The organism is Maridesulfovibrio bastinii DSM 16055 (assembly GCF_000429985.1).
GTDB classification, from domain to species: domain Bacteria; phylum Desulfobacterota; class Desulfovibrionia; order Desulfovibrionales; family Desulfovibrionaceae; genus Maridesulfovibrio; species Maridesulfovibrio bastinii.
Window position 1 is genome coordinate 363,300 of the sequence record NZ_KE387014.1, and the last position, 17,646, is coordinate 380,945.

18 protein-coding genes are annotated in these 17,646 nt (G+C 44.4%); 10 read left to right on the forward strand and 8 right to left on the reverse strand.

What is annotated here, in order from left to right:
* Positions 1-18: 18 nt before the first annotated feature.
* The 9 genes from G496_RS20120 to G496_RS0116100 all read left to right on the forward strand — a co-directional run bounded on the left by G496_RS20120 (position 19) and on the right by G496_RS0116100 (position 9,991).
* Entirely contained in the window at positions 19-771 is a 753-nt protein-coding gene (locus G496_RS20120) for a histidine kinase (RefSeq protein WP_211233853.1), read from the forward strand.
* Positions 768-2,393, forward strand: a complete 1,626-nt coding sequence (locus tag G496_RS0116060; RefSeq protein WP_027180167.1) for a chemotaxis protein CheA — start codon at positions 768-770, stop codon at positions 2,391-2,393. Before G496_RS20120 ends, G496_RS0116060 begins: the two co-directional genes overlap by 4 nt.
* Before the next feature lie 106 nt (positions 2,394-2,499).
* On the forward strand, positions 2,500-3,294 hold the full coding sequence (locus G496_RS0116065) for a sirohydrochlorin cobaltochelatase (protein ID WP_027180168.1): 795 nt from the start codon (positions 2,500-2,502) through the stop codon (positions 3,292-3,294).
* 63 nt (positions 3,295-3,357) lie between these two features.
* Positions 3,358-4,911, forward strand: a complete 1,554-nt coding sequence (locus G496_RS0116070; protein WP_027180169.1) for an ASKHA domain-containing protein — start codon at positions 3,358-3,360, stop codon at positions 4,909-4,911.
* Positions 4,901-6,298: a small ribosomal subunit Rsm22 family protein gene (locus tag G496_RS20125; protein WP_051295102.1), complete on the forward strand. Its 1,398-nt coding sequence runs from the start codon at positions 4,901-4,903 to the stop codon at positions 6,296-6,298. The genes G496_RS0116070 and G496_RS20125 overlap by 11 nt, the downstream gene beginning before the upstream one ends.
* Before the next feature lie 6 nt (positions 6,299-6,304).
* Positions 6,305-6,949 (forward strand): lipoyl(octanoyl) transferase LipB, encoded by a 645-nt coding sequence (lipB, locus tag G496_RS0116080; RefSeq protein WP_027180183.1) that lies wholly within the window; start codon positions 6,305-6,307, stop codon positions 6,947-6,949.
* Complete coding sequence (gene lipA, locus G496_RS0116085) at positions 6,891-7,769, forward strand: lipoyl synthase (RefSeq protein ID WP_027180170.1); 879 nt, start codon at positions 6,891-6,893, stop codon at positions 7,767-7,769. The genes lipB and lipA overlap by 59 nt, the downstream gene beginning before the upstream one ends.
* Positions 7,770-8,038: 269 nt before the next feature.
* Positions 8,039-8,794, forward strand: coding sequence for a DUF362 domain-containing protein (locus G496_RS0116095; protein ID WP_027180172.1), 756 nt, complete (start codon positions 8,039-8,041; stop codon positions 8,792-8,794).
* Positions 8,795-8,992: 198 nt separating this feature from the next.
* On the forward strand, positions 8,993-9,991 hold the full coding sequence (locus tag G496_RS0116100) for a DUF1848 domain-containing protein (protein ID WP_027180173.1): 999 nt from the start codon (positions 8,993-8,995) through the stop codon (positions 9,989-9,991).
* On the opposite strand, the gene recJ is transcribed toward G496_RS0116100, so the two are convergent.
* The 8 genes from recJ to G496_RS0116140 form a co-directional block, all read right to left on the reverse strand.
* The gene (gene recJ, locus G496_RS0116105; RefSeq protein ID WP_027180174.1) at positions 9,977-11,701 is read right to left on the reverse strand and encodes a single-stranded-DNA-specific exonuclease RecJ; all 1,725 of its coding nucleotides are present in this window, start codon (positions 11,699-11,701) and stop codon (positions 9,977-9,979) included. The genes G496_RS0116100 and recJ overlap by 15 nt on opposite strands.
* 23 nt (positions 11,702-11,724) lie before the next feature.
* A complete protein-coding gene (locus tag G496_RS0116110; protein ID WP_027180175.1) occupies positions 11,725-12,558 on the reverse strand; it encodes a tetratricopeptide repeat protein in 834 nt (277 codons plus the stop codon).
* An 18-nt stretch (positions 12,559-12,576) separates the two neighbouring features.
* The gene (pyrF, locus tag G496_RS0116115) at positions 12,577-13,269 is read right to left on the reverse strand and encodes an orotidine-5'-phosphate decarboxylase (protein ID WP_027180176.1); all 693 of its coding nucleotides are present in this window, start codon (positions 13,267-13,269) and stop codon (positions 12,577-12,579) included.
* Position 13,270: 1 nt separating this feature from the next.
* Positions 13,271-13,903 carry a guanylate kinase gene (gene gmk / locus G496_RS0116120; RefSeq protein WP_027180177.1) on the reverse strand — a complete coding sequence of 211 codons (633 nt, stop codon included), beginning with the start codon at positions 13,901-13,903 and terminating at the stop codon, positions 13,271-13,273.
* Positions 13,896-14,156: a DUF370 domain-containing protein gene (locus G496_RS0116125; protein WP_027180178.1), complete on the reverse strand. Its 261-nt coding sequence runs from the start codon at positions 14,154-14,156 to the stop codon at positions 13,896-13,898. Before G496_RS0116125 ends, gmk begins: the two co-directional genes overlap by 8 nt.
* 4 nt (positions 14,157-14,160) lie before the next feature.
* Positions 14,161-15,042, reverse strand: a complete 882-nt coding sequence (locus G496_RS0116130) for a YicC/YloC family endoribonuclease (RefSeq protein ID WP_027180179.1) — start codon at positions 15,040-15,042, stop codon at positions 14,161-14,163.
* A 45-nt stretch (positions 15,043-15,087) separates the two neighbouring features.
* Positions 15,088-16,368: a tRNA (N(6)-L-threonylcarbamoyladenosine(37)-C(2))-methylthiotransferase MtaB gene (gene mtaB / locus G496_RS0116135; RefSeq protein ID WP_027180180.1), complete on the reverse strand. Its 1,281-nt coding sequence runs from the start codon at positions 16,366-16,368 to the stop codon at positions 15,088-15,090.
* A gap of 267 nt (positions 16,369-16,635) precedes the next feature.
* Entirely contained in the window at positions 16,636-17,172 is a 537-nt protein-coding gene (locus tag G496_RS0116140) for an HPP family protein (protein ID WP_034633562.1), read from the reverse strand.
* Positions 17,173-17,357: 185 nt separating this feature from the next.
* Between G496_RS0116140 and G496_RS0116145 the strand changes: the two genes are divergently transcribed.
* A partial coding sequence (locus tag G496_RS0116145) for a transposase (RefSeq protein WP_027180182.1) occupies positions 17,358-17,646 on the forward strand: 289 nt, incomplete at its 3' end.

Below are 17,646 nucleotides of genomic sequence, written 5' to 3' on the forward strand. Positions count from 1 at the left end.
AATAGCGGAGCAACAATTATGAGTGATGATGATTCCCTTGTGGAAGAATTTTTTTCCGAAGTTAATGATAAATACTACCCTCAGGTGCTTGAAGGGCTTGACCTTCTTGACGAACAGAAAATTTCCGAAGGATTCGAAATTCTTTCACGCCCTCTGCATACCATAAAAGGTGTTACCGGATTTATGAGCGGCTTTGAGCCGGCATCTGATTTCACCCACCATGTGGAAAGTTTTCTAAAGAAAATGCAGTCAGGTGAAGTCGGTCCTGAAATCGAGAATATTGCTCTGGCCATCGAAGCGGTTAACGGAATATTTTATATAATCGAGAGCCTGCGTAACAGTGGCTCTTATGATAAAGCTCAGGCTGAAGATATTGTCGGCAGGCTGGAAAACTCCCTTGCTTCCAAAGATTCCACAGGCTTTTCAGGTGAAACAGATATCAGTGTGGAAAATCTTGGAAATGCTTCCATAATAAGAGTAGGTATGCACAGGCTTCATCTTCAGACGCAAAGGGATGCTCTTTGCGCGGCCTTAAATGAAACAACCGAGGGGCAACCGATTTTACTGGATTTTTCAAAAACAGCCAGCATCGGTTCAGCCGCGTTTGAAGATATTGCCGGTTTTTCCGCCGGTAGAAATATTTACGCGTCTTCAATGGGTAACATCTGCAAAGAAGTTCTATATTCGTGGGGGTTCAATAAATTTATTTTACCACTCAGGGATGATTCTGAATTTCTTTCGGTATGCAGCAAAAAGGACAACCAGGAATGAAAGAAAGTATTTCAGCAGGAATTGATCAGATTCAGGAAGAAATACTCTCCCTTGAAAGCGGAGGCGGCAATGTTGATTCAGTATTGCAATCTCTGGGACTTCATAAAGTAAGAGTTAATTCTGCACAGATAGTGGCACTGATGGACATGCTCAGTGACGGGATAACCCCTATCACCGAGGAACTGGTCTCATCACTTATAGCCATTTCTGAGGCCCATAAAAAATTTCTGTTCAGCCTTGCGGGCATCCTTGATAAAGGCAGCGCAACAGTGGACACAGCGGCAGAACGTGAAATTGTACCGGAAGAAGAAATACCCTCCGAAATTGAAGTTGAAGATAAAATTGAAGATGCTGAAGAAAGCCGGCCCGAACAGGCTGAAAAAACTATTTCCACTCCTGAAACACAGGTGAAAGCACCTGAACCGCAAAAGAAAAATTCTCAGGCTATATCCTCAATCCGGGTTTCCACCCAGCAGCTTGATTCCCTTATTGAGCTTGTGGGAAAACTGATGGTCACCTATGCGGTAATAGCTCAGGCAGAAACAGAAACAACAAGCAAAACAACAACGACGCTTAGTGAACTGGACAAAATAATCCGTAAATTACAATCGGAAGTTGATCAGATAAGGCTTGTGCCCCTAAAACAAATTTTCATGCCCATGCACCGTCTGGTGCAGAGCACTTCCCAGAAAGTTAAGAAAAAAATAAAATTCACAGTAATTGGTGACGACCTTGCTCTGGATAAAACCATAGTTGAATGTCTTAACGAACCGTTGGTCCATCTTTTGAGAAATGCGCTGGACCACGGAGTTGAATCCCCGGAAGACCGTGCTATGAGCGGTAAGGATGAAACAGGAAACGTAACCCTCTCAGCATGGCGCAAAGGCGACTACGCTTACATAGAAGTTAAGGATGACGGTAAAGGGCTTGATGCTGACAAGCTTATGCAGAAGGCTCTGGAACGGGGCATAGCCGACCCTGAAAAAGAATATACCCAAAATGAAATATACGGTTTTATCCTCAAATCAGGATTTTCAACCGCTTCGTCAGTAACCGATATTTCCGGTCGCGGGGTCGGCATGGACGCAGTGCTGACAGCCGTTCACAATACCCTTGACGGTGAAATCAAAATTGACAGCAAACTCGGACAGGGATCATCTTTCACAATCTGCATTCCACTCAGCAAGTCAGTAAATGAAGGAATTGTTGACTCCCTCATAACCACGGTAGGCACTGAAACATTCATAATTCCCAGCCGTGACGTTATGGAAGTTTATGAACCCTGCTTAAAAGAATTTACAGATCTTCCGGACGGGCGCGAAACAGTGTCCATACGCGGGAAAATTTATCCGCTCATAAGAATGCATAAAGTCTTCGACTTTCCTGCTCCGCCGGCAGGGAGCATCACCAAGGCAATTCTGGTAAAAACAGGAAATTCAGGAGCCGCAATTCTGGTGGATGATGTTTTACGTCAGCAGAAAGCTGTAGTTACAGGATTTACCCTGCCTGTAAACAGTATCTATCATCTGCCTATTTTAGGCTACGGCATGATGGGAGAAAAAGACGCACTTGTAATTGATATTGAAACACTCATCAATTCAATGGAAGAGTCGCAGGAGTAACCATGCTGATAAGAATCTACCGGATAACGCAGAGTTAAAAGGCTTTGCTAGATTAACCGACTCTGTTAAGGTGCGCAGTTCAAATTAACGATAACGGAAATTATACATGAAAAAAGCCATTTTATTTGCAGCCCACGGTTCCAGACGCAGTGCTTCCAAAAACGCAATAGATAATATTTTAAAAAAGGCAGAGCGGGAATTCCCGGATGTTATTATTGATACTGCCTATACGTCACACTATGTACGCAAAAAATTGTGTGAAATAGACGGCGACTGCGACCTTTCCATCCAGCAGAAACTTGACGCATTTATGGAACAGGGTGTCACCCATGTGGTAATTCAGTCTCTGCATGTCATTCCCGGAGTCGAATTCAATACCATTACCCGTATGCTCAAAAAAATGGAGAAAGACCAGGATTCACCCATTAAGGCTGTATATGGCAAACCACTCCTTTATGATGAACAGGCCATGCGGGAAGTTGCGGACATGATTACCGGTATGCCTCCTGAACGTGACGAACGCAAAGAGGCTCTCATACTTGTTGCACATGGTTCCAAGCATTCCGGAGAAATTTACGGACAGTTTCAGGAAATCCTGGAAAGCAGAGGGCACAATACCTACATGGGAAAAATCAATACTCCGCAGGATATACATGATATCTGTCTGAAAATTCAAAATTCCGGAGTTAAAGAAGCTTTTCTGCTGCCGTTCCTTTTCGGAGCAGGAAACCATGTTCAAAGTGATATGGCTGGTGAAGATGAAGAATCATGGAAGAATATTGTCAGCTCCTATGGTATTAAAGTCATGCCTGTTGTTAAAGGCATAGGCGAATTCAATATATTTGCTGACCGTTGGATGAGCAACCTGAGACGGGCATTCAAAGAGCTTGAAGAAATCTGATAGAGTAAACCGGCTGCAATACTAATTTTATAACCAACCGCTTTAAACCGTTCTCAAACGAATATGACAGATAAAATCATAGTCAAAGCCCATGACGGCACCCGGTTGGAACTTAAGCCGGATAGTTCAACCAACCTTGCCAGACTGCTCTTTTTAAATGGAGCATTCAAAAATGTTCCTTTGTGTTCTGGAATGGGCAGATGCGGATTATGCAAAGTCAGGTTTGACACAAACGCACCGCACACCCAAAAAGAAGAACGACTGAAGCTTTCACCTGAAGAGCAGGAACAGGGCTGGAGATTCTCCTGCCTGCATGAAGCCTCGGCAGCAGAAATTTTTATTCCGAAGCCCAAAAAAACTGTTCCACCGCAGCAAATAACCATTCGGAAAAAATCTGATTCAGCTGTAAAACTGGCAATAGACCTTGGAACAACAAGCCTCTGCTGGGCAATTCTTGAAAATGGAGAAGTCCTTTCCAGCGGCAAAGAACTGAACCCGCAGACAGGACTCGGCAGTGAAGTTATGTCGCGTCTTGCTTTTGCAGCCAAAGCTGAGAACAAAGCTATTCTGGCAAAGCTGGTAAAAGACAGGATCAGGGAAATCATATCCGACACCGGTTCAACAGTTGATGAAATGGTCATTTCAGGTAACCCGACCATGGCCTGCATACTGACTGAAGAAAATCTGGAAGGTTTGAGTAAAGCTCCTTATGCCCTGCCCGATAAAGGTGGAAACACTGTTGTCCTTGACGAGCAACTCCCTCCGGCTTATATGCCCACGCATCTTGCTCCTTTTGTGGGGGCTGATATAACCGCTGGAATGGCCTACCTTGAATTCCGATCTGAAAAGCCTGAACCTCCATACCTTCTTGCTGATCTGGGAACTAATGGTGAATTCGTTCTATGTATGGATGAAAATAAATTTCTGGCAACTTCGGTCCCCATGGGACCGGCTCTTGAAGGATTAGGCCTTAGTTGCGGAATGACCGCTGGTCCCGGTGCAATATCCTCTTTCAGTATCAGCCCTTCCGGACTGATGCCGCATTTTGCCGAACCTCCGCAGGAAGAGAAAGAAGCCGGCATAACAGGGACAGGATACCTCTCGCTTTGTGCGGTGCTGATGAAATCCGGGGTACTTGATTTTAAAGGAAGTTTTGCAGAAGGAAAAACACCGCTGGCTTCTAAGCTTTCCAGAAATATCATGTCCTTAAATGGTTCTCCCACTCTGGTTCTGGGAAAAGACATGATGCTGACAGCCGCGGATATTGAAGAAATATTGAAAGTTAAAGCAGCCTTCAATCTTGCAGCTAGTACCCTTTTAAATAGTGCGGAACTTGCTCCGTCATCCCTGAAATCAATTTTTCTGGCTGGGGCTATGGGGCAATATGTAAATGTAAACGATCTGATAACCACAGGCTTTCTTCCAAGTGAAACAGCAGGATTAACCAAAGCTGTAGGCAATACATCGCTGGAAGGGTCTAAAATTCTTGCCGTGAGCCCAAAAGCCCGCGATTACGTGGAATCACTACCGACTATGACCTCCGTCATCAATCTTGCCGGCGGAGAAACATTCGGACTAAAATTTCTTGAAAGGATGATTTTTAAATATGTCTATTAAAGTATCAGCACTGTTCCCGCTTGCTTCACAGCAGACTGTCGACATGCTTGAATCGTATAAAAAAATTCTCGGTAAAGCCGCTCCCATGCGCACCAGACATCTGGACGAACTCCATTACAGCATCCGTGATCTATCCCGTATGCTTACCGGAGACAGAGCGGACCTGACCAACGACTACATGGGTGATCCCCGCAGCCTCAATGCGTATCTGCGCTATTTTCTGCCGTGGAATCTTTACCGCCTGACACGCCTGCTGGCTTCACTTGAAATAAAACTGCATGATGACAGTATTATTGTTGATCTTGGAGCAGGACCACTCACTTTTGCACAGGCCCTATGGATATCCCGCCCGGATCTGCGCGGTAAAAAGCTGACTATAATCAATGTGGACCGCACCCCGAAAGTTATGAAGCAGGGGCAGGCCATATTTAATGAGCTGGCTGGCAAATCACCTTGGAAAATAGTTAATGTCAAAGGCGGAATCACCACGAAATTAAGGGAAAAAGCTGACCTTCTGGTCAGTGCGAACATGGTGAATGAAATCATCATGGGACTTCGCACCCCTCTTGGTCTCTGGGCAGAAAAATTCTGTCACCAGCTGGGAAAAATGCTGGCCAAGAACGGACGTCTGCTTCTCATCGAACCTGGAGTAAGACATTGCGGGAGAGCTATCTCTGTTATGCGTAACGAATTTCTGCAGAACGGATGGTCTATTCTTGCACCCTGTCCCCACAGCGGAGAGTGTCCCATGCCCGGAGAACACGGAACTCCATGGTGCCATTTCAACTTCAACACCACCCATGCACCACAGTGGCTTCAAGAACTTTCCGCCCGTTGCGGACTTGAAAAAGACAACGTGAGCCTGACTTTTCTTTATGCAGCCCAGCCGCATGAAGAAATTCCGGCCAAAGATGAAAACGCTTTTGCTGTCCGTGCTGTTTCGGAATCATTCAAAGTTGAAACCGGCGGTTACGGACAATACGCATGTTCAGAAAAAGGACTCACACTTCTGGTGGCCAAAGGTGAAGCCAGAAACCTCTTCCCCGGAGGACTTCTTTCAATGCCTGAGCCTGAAACAAATGAAAGGGATGAAAAGTCCGGGGCTTTAATTATTGATATTCCGGTGAAGTCATCCTTCAATGAACATAAAAAGCCATATCACAAGAAACCTTCCAGCACTAAAACTCATGCTGAAAGATCTGCAAAACCTGAAAGACGCGTAAAAGACAGTGCTCCGGAAAAAGACAACAGAAGAGCTGACAATAAAAACCGCAGAAAGAATACAGACAACGACAATGATAACAGCGGTTGGTCAACCTCACGCAATGAAGCTTTACGCGGCGGTAGGCGCGACTCCCGCAACAGAGGCGGAAAGAAAAAAGGTTAATCCGCAATGGAAATTATTGATCTCGGTCTGATAGACCACCACGAAGCTGAAGAAATCCAGCTGCAACGCCTTAATGCCATTCTCGAAGGGAAAGGAAGTGAGGCTTTGTATCTTCTTGAGCATCCTCCGGTAATAACTCTTGGCAGGCAAGGCGGACTGGAAAATCTGATTCTTTCTGAAGATCAGCTTGAAAAGCAGGGAATCAAAGTTGTTAAGACCAGACGTGGCGGGAACATTACCTGCCATTATCCGGGGCAGCTTGTTGTCTACCCGGTCATGCACATTGAAAAAAGACGCGGCGGAATTAAAAAATTCTTTTCCGATATGGAAGAAACAGCCATTAGAACTGCAAAAACTTTCGGGGTTGAAGCCGGGAGATCCGAGGGACGTCCGGGAGTCTGGACAGAAAAAGGCAAGCTGTGTTCCATAGGAATAGGTGTGCGGAAATGGGTGACCTATCACGGCTTGTCATTCAACATCTCAAGAGATATGTCACTTTTCAACGCAATCAACCTCTGCGGTCTGAAAGGAGCGCACCCTACTTCGCTTTCTCTGGAAGCAGGCAGGGATATAGATATATTGGAAGTAAAAAATGTCTTCAAACAAGAATTCAGAAGAATATTTGAGAATACCACAGTGGCTCAGGGTTAAACTTCCCAGCGGTCCCGCATTCAGGGATACCGCTAAAATGCTTGGTGATCTGAATCTGAACACTGTCTGCCAGAGTGCCAAATGCCCTAATACATGGGAATGCTTTTCCCGCAAGGTGGCAACATTTCTTATTATGGGCCATGTCTGCACACGCAATTGCGCTTTCTGCAACATCACTCCCGGACAGGTTTCGAGCCTTGATGCGGATGAACCCAATAGAGTTTCAGAAGCTGTTTCACGGCTGGACCTGAGGCATGTTGTCATCACATCAGTCACCCGTGACGATCTGGCTGACGGTGGTGCAGAGCATTATGCCCGGACAATAAAAACAATCCGTGCCGAGCACCCCAAATGCTCCATTGAAGTGTTGATTCCTGATTTTCAGGGTAATCAGGCCGCTCTGGAAATGGTTATTGACGCCCACCCCGATATCATAAACCATAATGTTGAAACCTCTCCTGATCTTTATGATTCAATCCGTCCTCAGGCCGACTACAGGCAAAGCCTTGAACTGTTGGAAAGGGTAAAAAAATCTGGTTCAGGGATTCCTTCTAAATCAGGATTAATGGTCGGGCTTGGCGAAGATGACGATATGGTCAGAAAAGTGATTGATGACCTCGCTGAAATCAATTGCGATATGGTAACAATCGGTCAGTATATGCGCCCCAGCAAAGCCCACCCGGCTGTAAAACGCTATGTAGAGCCGCATGTTTTCGATGAATACGCCGAGTATGGAAAATCAAAAGGCATAGCGCACATGTTCTGCGCTCCGCTAGTAAGAAGCAGCTACAACGCAGCCGAAGAATTCGGTTTTTTATAGTCAGGGAGAGTTCAATCTGTAATTATTGACGATAAAACAGCTTTCACTGCATGCTAATTTAGCAATTATTACAGCTTGGTTAGCTCCTAAATTTGCTAATCCGGTCTATCAACCGGAATATTACCGGCAAAGACGAAAAAAATCCTCCATGAAAAATTTCATGGAGGATTTTTTTATTAATACCCTAGCGACTATTGACGCTGGATTTCTTTTCGTAAACAGTTATTCGGTAAACATAACAACACAAATTCAGCATAATGAGGGTTAGCATGCAGACTCTTGGCGAAGCTAAATTTTCAAATTATCAACAATCAGTAACAACAGCTCTGGATTTAATTTCTGCTGCTGAGGCACTTTCCACTGAAAAAAAATTTCTTATAAAACCGAATCTGGTGAACAGCTCCCCGCATCCGGTAACAACATCACCGGACTTCTGCCGTGCGGTGATAGAGTATGTGCTAAAAGCCAACAACAAAGCTGAAATAATCATTGCCGAAGGTTCCGGCGATTCCAAACTTGAGACACCGGAAATATTCAAAAAGCTGGGTTATATGGAGCTGGCTGAAGATTACGGAATAGAACTGCTGGACCTGAACTATGCCCCGCTCTGTAAAAAATCACTTCCCGGGACTAAAGTTTTTCCGGAAATGTATCTGCCGGAAATAGCCTTCACCCACAAAATTATTTCCATGCCCAATCTCAAGGGACATTCAATGGCAGGAATAACCGGGACCATGAAAAATATGATGGGATTTGCGCCGCCTGAACATTACTCGCTTGGCGGATGGAAAAAGGCTGCCTTCCACAAGCAGATGCAGCAGTCGGTAAAAGAACTTAATATGTATATATCGCCATGGCTTTCAATCATGGACGCCAGTGTCGGTCTGGCAGATTACCACCTTGGAGGGGCAAGGTGTAATCCTTCCCCGGAACTTATTCTGGCAGGATTTAATCCAAAGGAACTTGACCGCAGAGCAGCAGAAATTCTGGGATTAAACTGGCAGGAGATAGGACACCTCTGCTGATACTTATTTGAACAAACTGCTTATGCTTGCTTGATGTCTCAGGGCTGCAATAAATAAGCTTTCATGCTTTAAAGGCGCGGCCAGTTGATAAACTCAGCAGACACACACTAGCCATTCTGCATACTAGACTTTTATAGACTTTTAACATTTTACATCAAACAGAACTGAATTTCTAAAGTATCACCACAAACCAATCAAATGGTCTGGAAAAAGCACACACTTCACATAGACGGGCAAAAAATAAACGCAGTAGCCCCTGAGATCATATCTGTCAGCAGGTCTACAGATATTCCCGCTTTTTACGCTCAGGACTTTATGAATGACCTTCGCAGGGGGTGGAGTGAATGGATTAATCCCTTCAATAGTGAGAAGACTTATATAAGCTATGAAAACCTTGGTGCGATTGTCTTCTGGTCCAAAAATCCGGATCCCCTTTTCCCGCATCTTGAAGAACTGGACTCCTATAATTTCACCTACTATTTTCAGTTTACCTTAAATGATTACGTCAAAGAATTTTTCGAACCTAATGTTTCGCCTCTTGAAAAACGGATAGCAACGTTCGTCAGATTATCAGAACATGTCGGGAAAAATCGTATGGTCTGGAGATATGACCCGATAATACTCGGGCAGGGACTAACGCCTAAAATTATAGCAGACCGTATTGCCGGAATAGGAAAGCGTATCGCCGCATATACGGAAAAACTGGTGTTCAGTTTTGTGGATATCGCTGATTATAGAAAAGTGAGAACCACACTTGAAAAGCTCGGAATATTTATAAGAGAGCCGTTACCTGATGAAATGCACGAAATCGCAGAAGCCATAGGAGAGATGACTGCAAAATGGTGCATAACTGCTGCAACCTGTGGAGAAAAAGAAGATTTCAGCACCTATGGAATCTCTAAAAACAAATGTGTTGATGATGAACTGCTGCAAAGATTATTGAAACCGGAAAATAAAAATCTTTCAGAATTTTTTAAACGCCATACCGCACCGCAACTCTCGCTTTTTGGTTCAGCCAAGCCTGAGATTCCGCGAGACCGCGGGCAACGCGGTGAATGCAGATGCATCATAAGCAAAGCTTTCGGCCGTTATGACACCTGCCCTCATCTTTGCGTTTATTGCTACGCAAACTCATCTGCTACAACAGTAAGACAGTATCAGAATTTGAAAAATAATATGAAATCAGGACTTGAATGAGTGGTCCTTGATTGTCAGTTCTATACTTGGAACACCCCGGTAATTATCTATTTTAGGAGAAAAAGCGAACCGCATTTTCCGGCCTATCAAGTCCGAGCCAAGTTCGTCAGCCATGCGCCATGCCTTTGCGGGCATTCTGCGGGTGCTCTTGATATCCCCGATGGTCAGCTTCACATGATTTCCGCCAAAAACCCTGCGCTCCATAATTGTAACCACAGGAGTGGTGAACACAGGTTCAGGATTTCCCATCCCAAACGGTTGCAAAAGCTCTATCTCTTTTAAAAGGACATAATCAACATCCTGCAAGGCGAGTTCACGGTCAACTTTGATTGTAGGTGTGAGCGGTTTATCACCAATCTTTTCAACAACGGCTCTGTGAAACCTGTCGCCAAGCTCTTTTAGATTGGCAGGGTTGAGTGAAAGACCCGCTGCAAGCTTATGCCCGCCGAAACTGAGCAGAAGGTCCGACATTCCGGTTAAAGCTTCATGCAGATGAAATTCGCTGATGGACCGGGCTGAACCTTTAATAATTCCGTCTTCTTCACACAGAATTATTACCGGCCGGTAAAATTTTTCAACAACTCTGGAAGCGACAATACCGATGATTCCCGGATGCCACTCTGGAGAATAAAGCACGAGTCCAGCCCTGTTTAAAGGAGCTTTGACCTGTTTTTCAGCCTGCGTCATGGCCTGTTCAAGAATTTCATCCTCTTCTTTACGCCGGTCGGTATTAAGCTGATCAAGAGCAGCGGCAATAGGTCTTGCAGTTTCCATATCCTCGGCAAGAAGAAGTTCTAAAGCTTTTTCAGGATCACCCAGCCTGCCAGAAGCATTTATCCGTGGAGCCAGCCCAAAACCAACCTGCCCTGCTCCGATTGCCGCAAACATGTCATACCCGCTGACAACCTTAAGTGCGGCTATACCGGGACGTCTGGCTTCTTTGAGTTTCAGCAGACCGTTTTTAACCAGAATTCTATTCTGCCCCTGAAGTTCAACAACGTCAGCAATTGTACCCAGAGCAACAAGATCAAGAAATTCACGCATATCCAGAGGTTCGCCGGGCAGCATTCTGTTAAGGGCAACCATAAGCATAAAGGCAACCCCGACCCCGGCAAGATTTGCACATGAGCATTCCTTACCATCCGCAGTCTCTATACGGGGGTCGCAGACAGCTGCGGCAGGAGGAAGGACATCACCCGGAAGATGATGGTCAGAAACAACCACGGTCATTCCCATTTCAGAAGCCGCAGCAACTTCCTCATTATTGGTAATACCGCAGTCAACAGTCAGCAGCAGTTCAACGCCCTGATCACGAAGGGCTCTGAGCCCTTCAACATTCATCCCGTATCCTTCTTCAAGACGGTTTGGAAGATGATGAAGCGTTTCTATACCTCTGGCCTGCATAAAAGTTTTCACAACCGCAGTGGAGGTCACACCATCAACATCATAATCACCCCATATCGCAAGCTTTTTACCTTGTGAGATACCTTCGGCAAGCACTTGTGCAGCATTTTTAAGACCGGGAATTTCATCAGGACGGCACAGATGCCTCAAACCGGGCGAGAGAAAAAGATCCATTTCTCTGGCAGAGGTGAATCCTCTTTTCCACAAAACTCCGGCTATAAGTTCACTTATATTAAGCTCTGCCGCAATAAGCGGCAGTTCAGCAGGAAGGTCTTTATCATCTCTCAATTTCCAATTACTCGGCAAAATAAACTCCACGCATGTAATGACTAAAAATCAATTTCAAAATCTTCTACCGGTATGGCGTGTTTTCTTTTCTTTCTTTCAGGGGGATTAAAACCGGGAATATCTTCAGCGTCAGATAATATATACCCGTTATCTTTCAGATAGAGCCAGAAAAGGCCTGCTTCCTCCATCTCAGGATTAAGAGCCAGACTTTTCTTAAGGTACGAATAGCACTGTTTAAAATCACCTTTTTCAAAATAAGCACGAGCTATATTCATATAAAGGTTTTCGTCATTTTCAGTAAGTTCTTCAGCTTTGTGATAGTATTCCAAAGCCTGATCGATCATACCGTTTTTTCTCAGGCTGATTCCGAAATCATTAAAGAGATGTTTATGTTCAGGCTTAAACGTGGCTTCAATATTAACCAGACGTTTGAAGATATCATCCGCTTTAGTTACGTTGCCCCGTTCAAGATAGGTCAGTCCCAACCCGAAATTTGCCCTGACATTCTGTTCATCAAAATTCAGGGCATGATTAAATTCATATTCAGCACTGTAAGCTTCGCTTTTCGTTCTGTGTGCTTCTCCGCGTTGCACAGAAGTATTAAGCTCCTTCATCTTAGGATAAACAGTGCTGTTATAAAATTCAGGTTCCGGGGTGTAGTTATCGAGAAACTCATCTCTGCCCATATGCTGTTTTGTTCCAGCCGGGACATAGTTACGGTTAAGCGGCTGAATATAAATTTCACCGCGTTCATTTTCTTCAGCAAACCAGTATGTTTTCTGTATGGCTTTTCTGGTCGTTGTACCGGTTCCCACAGAGACCTGAGTCTGTGAAGAAAAAACGCCTGAAATATTTACTCTTTTTGATCCGCTCATTATAAGGCTCTTCCTGATTTAAATCAGCATATCCCTGATAATATCCGCTGCGGCCTTTTTCGGGTCATCAGCCTGTGTAACCGGACGGCCGACAACAAGAAAGTTTGAACCGTTACGAACAGCCTGAGCAGGCGTAACAACCCTGCGCTGATCATCCGAGGCCTGAGCAGGACGGATACCCGGTGTCAGGCATAAAAAATCATTCCCGCACCGTTTCTTTACACTCTCAACCTCAAGACCTGAACAGACAATACCGTCAAGACCAGCCTGAGAAGAAGCAAGAGCAAGATCAAGAACACTTTCGCCAAGTCCGTTGGGAATGGGGAAAGGCAGATCTTCTTCACTCATGCTTGTCAGAATGGTTATAGCCATAAGCAGAGGGCCATCGCCTTCAACCGCGGCCTCAGAACGTCCTTCACGGGCGGCAATTGCCATTCTCTCTCCACCGAGGGCATGCAGACTGAGCATATCAGCTCCGGCACGAGTGGCGGACCTGACAGCCCCTTTCACAGTATTGGGAATGTCGAAAAATTTAAGGTCCACAAAAACCTTAAACCCCATTTCCTTAAAACGGCTGACAATCGAAGGACCTTCCGCACAAAAAAGTTCAAGACCAACTTTGACCCATGGAACTGTTCCGGAAATTTTACGGGCCAGAGCAATGGCATCATCACCGTTCTTAAAATCAAGGGCAACTACGAGTTCAGACATTCTACCCCCATTCTTTCAAAATATTATTTAATAATTCAGGTCTGTTGCATCTCCGACTTTTTCCAGACAGATATATTGTTCTCAACTCTGTATAAGCCCTGTCGAGATTGTCATTGATAACCCAGTAATCAAAGTTTGAAGCTGCATCCATTTCTTTTCTGGCATTTTTCAAACGTTTCTCAATTACTTCAGCACTATCTGTCCCACGACCTTTAAGCCTCTTTTCAAGTTCTGCATAAGAAGGCGGCAGTAAAAAGACATAAAGACCATCGGGAAAAGTTTCGCGCAGCTGCATGGCTCCCTGAAAATCTATATCAAAAAGGACATCGGTTCCCTGCAAAAGCATATCCTTCACAGGGGCGGCAGGTGTTCCGTAATAATTGCCGTGAACCTCAGCCCATTCAGCAAATTCTCCTTTGTCCCTGCGAGCTGTAAATTCGTCTTTTTCCAGAAAATAATAATCCCTGCCATGCACCTCACCCTCGCGGGGGCTTCTTGTGGTGCAGGAAATGGAGAAACCTATTTCAGGAAATTCAGCCCGTAATTTTTTAACCAATGTGCTTTTACCGGTACCGGAAGGGGCACACATAACAAGAACCTGTCCTTTCTGAAGGACCGGACAATCGTTACTCATCCTCTTCCTCCTCAGCAGCATAACGGTGACCTATGGTTTCAGCCTGAATAGCGGACAAAACAACATGATTGGAGTCGGTAACAATTATTGATCTGGTCTTTCTACCCTGAGTGGCATCAACAAGACGGCCGTCCTGCCGTGCATCCTCACGCAGTCTGCGCATGGGAGAGGAAGAAGGGTTGACGATAGCGACAACCCTGTCTGAAACTACAAAATTACCGAACCCGATATTGAGTAGACTTTGTTTCTGCATGGACCTACTCGATATTCTGAACCTGCTCGCGGCATTTTTCAAGCTCGGCTTTAAACTCTACAACCATTTTACTTACTTCAACATCCTGACATTTATTGCCGCAGGTATTTATCTCCCTGAAAGTTTCCTGAAGGAGAAAATCAAGACGTTTTCCGGTATCACCATCGCTGTTGAGAACTTCAAAAATACGACCGATATGGGCATCAAGACGTGTCAATTCTTCAGATACATCAAGCTTATCTGTAAGAATGGCAACTTCCTGAAGCATTCTCTCTTCAGAAAAATCAGCATTGGCATTTTCGAGCATCGTTTTAATGCGTTCGATAAGTGCTGCACGCTTTTCTTCAAGAATTTCAGGGACTCTCTTATTAATAACCTTGACATACCCTTTCAGTATTTCAAATCTGGCGATGAGATCATCTTTCAGAATTTCACCTTCTGCAGAGCGTGATTCCACCCAGTTTGCCAATGCAGCTTCAAGTCCTTTGGAAACGCTTTCAGCAAGAGCGGGATCAGGTTCATTAGAGGTATCACGCCACAGATAAGAGAGTTCAAAAAGCTTATTATAATCAGGAGCAAATACGATTCCCTGCTCATCAGCCATATCTCTCACCTGCTTGATCATGGCTTCAGCCTGTAATCTGTTGAGGCATACGCCCAGAAGATCGGCACTGAAAACTTCAAGATTAAGAGAAATTTCCACACGTCCTCTTGAACCGTATTTTCTGACAATTTTTTCCCAGCTGTGTTCGAATCCGCGCAATGAGGCCGGCAGCCTCCATTTAAGATCAAGAAAACGGGAATTTACACTGCGGATTTCCCAGACATGGCTCCATTTGTCTTCTGTTGTTTCAGCTCTGCCGAAACCGGTCATGCTAATAGGCATTAAAGCTCCTTGTTATTTATATATATTCTATTTAATATTTAAAAATCAGACACATGCAGCAAGAATTTTATCACCCTCAATACCAAGAGGTTTTACTTTGACCAATGATCTCGATTCAGGATTCTGTGTGCACTCAACTATTTTACAGGTTGTATAATATTCACATACTCCGACTTCTCCATCCTGCACAAGAACATGCAGGCTGTTTAATGAAGTCAGCTCTTTTATAAATTTACTTTTCTTATTTTTTACAACTTCACGCAGCTGCGCGGCTCTGGCCTTTTTTATTTTATCGGGAAGATGCCCCGGCATTTTAGCTGCCGCCGTACCCGGCCTTAGAGAATACGGGAAAACATGAGCATAAGAAAGAGGGAGTTTATGACAAAATTCAAGAGTATTTTGAAACTCCTGCTCAGTTTCACCGGGAAAACCGGTTAAAATATCTGCTCCCAGCCCGAAAACAGGCCATATCGTCTTTAAAGACTCAAGAAAATCCAGCACATCCTCTGGTTTATAATGTCCTCTGCCCATACGCTTTAAAACTTCCGCGTCTCCACTTTGCAACGAAAGATGCAGTTGAGGACATATCAGGCTGGACTTTTTGAAAATTTCAAGAGCCCTTTCATGAAGCTGTCCGGGTTCTAGGGAACTGATACGCAACCTTGCCCGTCCCTTCCATTCAGCCCCGAAATTCTGCTCAATCTCTTCCATCAGGTCCCAGAAATCAGGACGGTCATCAATATCCCGTCCATAGTGGCTTAAATTAATACCGCTGATGATCATTTCCCTGAAACCGGCATCCAGCAGTCTTTTTATTTCTTTCAGGATATCTTCAATGGGGCGGCTGATACTCTTTCCTCTGGTTATGGGAACAATGCAGTATGTGCATCTGTGTGAACAGCCATCCTGAACTTTAACAACAGCTCTGGCCCGCTGATAATCATCAATACTAAATGGTGCAAAAACATTTTCAGAGCAGCAGGCCCCTTCCCTTTCAAGAGGTCCGCAAAGCAGCTCCGCCTTTCTTTCCTGCGGTATTACTTCCACAACTCCGGGAAGTTCGGCAAGTTCGGCAGCAAAAACCTGAGCAGCGCACCCGGTTACAATAATCTTTCCCTCTGGATTATAGCGGTTTATATGTCTGACCGTCTGTCTAAGATCACGCAGGGCCGCGGCGGTAACAGCACATGAATTAACAACAACAATATCCGCGTCTTCTTCCTTTTCAGCAGGCTGCATTCCTTTTTTAATCCAGCTCTGACGGATTGATTCGCTTTCGTATTGATTTATCTTGCAGCCAAGTGTTGTTAACCAGAATTTATTCATTAAGACTTCCTGTAAATTTTTACAGATATTATCTCATCTGTAGAGATCCTTCAAAATATTTAGGTAAAAAAAGGGCGCAGTAATGACCCGTCGGCGCACTTGTATATGCGAGCCACCCACATTGGCAAGCCCTTAGGCGAAGAAAGAAAAACTATGGATCGAAATTTCAACACCAAAAACCGGCAGTAAAAACACATAAGTTTTTCCTGCCGGTTTTTAAAATACCTGAACTTATTTATTAAGAACCTCAATCCTTTTTAAAATCAGCTAGTTTTTAAAAATACGGATAGAATAATTTCTGGATTTCGGCAGCCAGTTTACGATCAGAGCGATGGCCAGCATGATTAAAGCTCCGCTTGCTACCGGCACGAGTACATACAAAAATCCAAGCTCATGAATTCTGCTGCTCCCGATTACAGCAATAAGAGCGGTAGCTCCTCCCGGAGGATGCAAAGTCCCCGTTACATGCATCACGGCTATTGCCGTTGAAACCGCCAGAGCACAGGCCAGCCATGCAATATTTCCGACAAGCATAAAACATGAAACCCCGACAATAGCAGAGAGAATATGTCCCCCTAGCATATTTCTGGGCTGGGCCAGAGGACTGTGAGGAGCTCCATAAATCAATACAGCAGAAGCTCCGAACGATCCGATTATCATCGGCAGATCACTTTTTAAAAGAAAATCATAATGAATTAAAGCGACTGCTGAAATACCGAGAAAAGCTCCCAGCCATGACCAGAAAACTTCTGAAACCAGCTTGTGCGGTGGCTTTTCCGCAATTAATGAATTCAATATTTTCATATCATCCAACCTGTTGAGTTATGGTGTCGATCTGCTTCAACCCTACTCAGCCACACGGTCGAATAATTTGACTTGAGTCATTTTAAATAAAAAAACTCCTTCCTGTGCTTATAAAAACAGGAAGGAGTTTTCAGATTGATGACAAAGTCCTCGCCTTTTGGCGGGGACTTTTTTATATTATTTGCATGTTAAAAAAATCTGATCAAAAGCAAGTCACTGTTGAGCTAGTAACAATTGAAGAGCTGGTTCCTGAAAACCATTTACTTCGAAAAATAAATAAGTTTATCGACTTTTCATTTATTCAAGAGAAGACCAAGCATCTTTACTGTGAGAACAATGGTCGTCCAGCAATTGATCCAGTTGTTCTTTTTAAGATGTTATTTATTGGGTATATATTTGGAATTCGCAGTGAGAGGCGTCTTGTCAAAGAAATACAAGTCAATATGGCTTATCGCTGGTTTCTTGGTTTTGGTA

Coding starts and splice junctions, on each gene's coding strand:
- G496_RS0116130 (WP_027180179.1), bottom strand. CDS start 15,042: ATGCCTATTAGCATGACCGGTTTCGGCAGAGCTGAAACAACAGAAGAC.
- lipA (WP_027180170.1), top strand. CDS start 6,891: ATGTCTTCAAACAAGAATTCAGAAGAATATTTGAGAATACCACAGTGG.
- G496_RS0116095 (WP_027180172.1), top strand. CDS start 8,039: ATGCAGACTCTTGGCGAAGCTAAATTTTCAAATTATCAACAATCAGTA.
- G496_RS20125 (WP_051295102.1), top strand. CDS start 4,901: ATGTCTATTAAAGTATCAGCACTGTTCCCGCTTGCTTCACAGCAGACT.
- gmk (WP_027180177.1), bottom strand. CDS start 13,903: ATGAGTAACGATTGTCCGGTCCTTCAGAAAGGACAGGTTCTTGTTATG.
- G496_RS0116125 (WP_027180178.1), bottom strand. CDS start 14,156: ATGCAGAAACAAAGTCTACTCAATATCGGGTTCGGTAATTTTGTAGTT.
- mtaB (WP_027180180.1), bottom strand. CDS start 16,368: ATGAATAAATTCTGGTTAACAACACTTGGCTGCAAGATAAATCAATAC.
- G496_RS0116060 (WP_027180167.1), top strand. CDS start 768: ATGAAAGAAAGTATTTCAGCAGGAATTGATCAGATTCAGGAAGAAATA.
- G496_RS0116070 (WP_027180169.1), top strand. CDS start 3,358: ATGACAGATAAAATCATAGTCAAAGCCCATGACGGCACCCGGTTGGAA.
- pyrF (WP_027180176.1), bottom strand. CDS start 13,269: ATGTCTGAACTCGTAGTTGCCCTTGATTTTAAGAACGGTGATGATGCC.
- lipB (WP_027180183.1), top strand. CDS start 6,305: ATGGAAATTATTGATCTCGGTCTGATAGACCACCACGAAGCTGAAGAA.
- G496_RS0116100 (WP_027180173.1), top strand. CDS start 8,993: ATGGTCTGGAAAAAGCACACACTTCACATAGACGGGCAAAAAATAAAC.
- G496_RS0116065 (WP_027180168.1), top strand. CDS start 2,500: ATGAAAAAAGCCATTTTATTTGCAGCCCACGGTTCCAGACGCAGTGCT.
- G496_RS20120 (WP_211233853.1), top strand. CDS start 19: ATGAGTGATGATGATTCCCTTGTGGAAGAATTTTTTTCCGAAGTTAAT.
- G496_RS0116110 (WP_027180175.1), bottom strand. CDS start 12,558: ATGAGCGGATCAAAAAGAGTAAATATTTCAGGCGTTTTTTCTTCACAG.
- G496_RS0116140 (WP_034633562.1), bottom strand. CDS start 17,172: ATGAAAATATTGAATTCATTAATTGCGGAAAAGCCACCGCACAAGCTG.